General features: G+C 51.4%; 2 protein-coding genes. Both read left to right on the top strand.

Annotation, left to right across the window (positions count from 1 at the left end):
* The first annotated feature begins 112 nt into the window (after nt 1-112).
* Nucleotides 113-730 carry a type IV toxin-antitoxin system AbiEi family antitoxin domain-containing protein gene (locus ACOVRA_RS11550; RefSeq protein WP_421720416.1) on the top strand — a complete coding sequence of 206 codons (618 nt, stop codon included), beginning with the start codon at nt 113-115 and terminating at the stop codon, nt 728-730.
* The gene (locus ACOVRA_RS11545; RefSeq protein ID WP_421720415.1) at nt 723-1,589 is read left to right on the top strand and encodes a nucleotidyl transferase AbiEii/AbiGii toxin family protein; all 867 of its coding nucleotides are present in this window, start codon (nt 723-725) and stop codon (nt 1,587-1,589) included. The genes ACOVRA_RS11550 and ACOVRA_RS11545 overlap by 8 nt, the downstream gene beginning before the upstream one ends.
* The last annotated feature ends 225 nt before the right edge of the window (nt 1,590-1,814 follow it).

Genomic DNA, 1,814 nt, shown 5'->3' with positions numbered 1-1,814 from the left:
CTGGCGCGCTTGTTACGCTTGAAAGGACTTGGCTTATGTCTTGACCATCACGCGTCATGGATGATATTAAACCTAGGATAATATTTTAATTTGTCCTAGATAAAGTATCAGAATGAACAATGTGCAAACCCAGAGTGAAAAGATCGTCCAGCTTCTCTCCGAGAGGACAATGGCGCGCGCACACGAAATTCTCAAAGAAGGTGTCACGGCGGCAACATTGGCGCGCGCGGTCGCAAGCGGCAAGGTCGCGCGGCTCGCACGAGGCCTATATCAGCTCCCCAATGCCGAACTAGATGCCGATAGCACGCTTGCCGAAGTCTCAAAGCAGATCCCCAAAGGGCGTATCTGTATGAGCACTGCGCTAGCCTATCATGGACTAACGGATCAAATGCCAAGACAGGTCTGGATCGCTATCGGCGCGAAGGACTGGCAGCCCAAGCTAGACTTCCCGTCCATCCGAATTGTTCGCTTTCGGAAACCCTATCTCGAGTATGGTGTGGAGCGGCACATGATTTCCGGTGTCGCCGTGCCGATCTATTCAGTAGCCAAAGCACTTGCGGACGCGTTCCGGAATCCAACGCTGGTTGATCGCTCTGTTGCCATAGAGAGTCTGCGCAGCGCCATAACTCAGCGTAAGGCAAGTCCATCAGAAATCGCACAGGCCGCCGTCGACTGTGGAGCTTGGAAGGTGATGCGCCCCTATCTTGAGGCGATGACGCACAATGGTTGATGGTCAAAAGAATATCGCTGCATCGGTTCGCCAGCGGCTTCAGAATCTATCGCGCCTTAAAAAGCGAGATTTTGGCCTTATACTGGTCAATTATGGTCTTGAGCGATTAATCTTTCGGCTATCGGTATCCCCTTTTCGTGACAGGTTTGTCCTTAAAGGTGGAATGTTGGTCACGCTCTGGACCAGTGATCAAGCGCGTACGACTCGCGATGCAGACTTTTTAGGCTTTGGTGAACTAGACGAAGAAAAGCTCAAAGCAATCTTTACAGAAATCATGGGGATTCAAACTGAGGATGGGCTCATTTTCGACACCGTCAATTTGACGATAGAATCAATCCGCGACGACCAGATCTATGGCGGCGCGCGGCTGAAGACGATTGCTCTACTTGAGAAGGCCAGAATACCGATAACCATCGACATCGGACTTGGCGATGCCCTCACCAACCCTGACTATATCATTGACTATCCATCGATGCTGAATGAACCGATAGCAAATCTACGCGCCTATCCTCCGGAAACCGTAATCGCGGAGAAATTTCAGGCCATTGTCGCGCTTGGCTTAGCCAACGGAAGAATGAAGGACTATTACGATTTGTGGGCACTACCCAGTGTCTTGACGATTGAGCCAGCAGCACTTGATTCAGCCATTTTTGCTACGTTTGAGCGCCGTGAAACAGGAGTCCCAACGCTCGTTCCGCCAGGACTCACGCAGACCTTTTTCGACGATCCCCAGAAGAAACAACAATGGGTCACTTATGCTGCCTCAATTGGACTGGATGGCGTATCGTTGGAGCATGTCGTCTCATCAATATGGGCTTACCTAGGACCAAGCTGCGACCGGCTCAATCGCGTTCGGTAAAGTATCCACCCAACCAATATCCTGGACGTTCATCTCAATTCGGGCATCAATGTTGGCGCAGGCTTCGCGTCAATGCTCGTGTGTCCAGGTCGACACCCGGCGCCGTTTGGAAAGCCATTCCATCACTTCATCTTGTCGATAGCCGACCGTTTGATTGGTTAGTTTATAAAATGGCGGCCCTTTGCCGGAGCAGCGTAGCTTGGCCAGAGTTGACATGGTCAGGCC

Origin of the sequence: Aquidulcibacter sp., from assembly GCF_049239865.1 — a bacterium.
Lineage (GTDB): Bacteria > Pseudomonadota > Alphaproteobacteria > Caulobacterales > Aquidulcibacteraceae > Aquidulcibacter.
Note: the sequence above shows the minus strand (reverse complement) of the source record. Positions and strands in the feature narration are given on the sequence as shown.

Bases quoted from the DNA above. Each gene is read 5' to 3' on its own strand.
- ACOVRA_RS11550 (WP_421720416.1), top strand. From the start codon at position 113: ATGAACAATGTGCAAACCCAGAGTGAAAAGATCGTCCAGCTTCTCTCC.
- ACOVRA_RS11545 (WP_421720415.1), top strand. From the start codon at position 723: ATGGTTGATGGTCAAAAGAATATCGCTGCATCGGTTCGCCAGCGGCTT.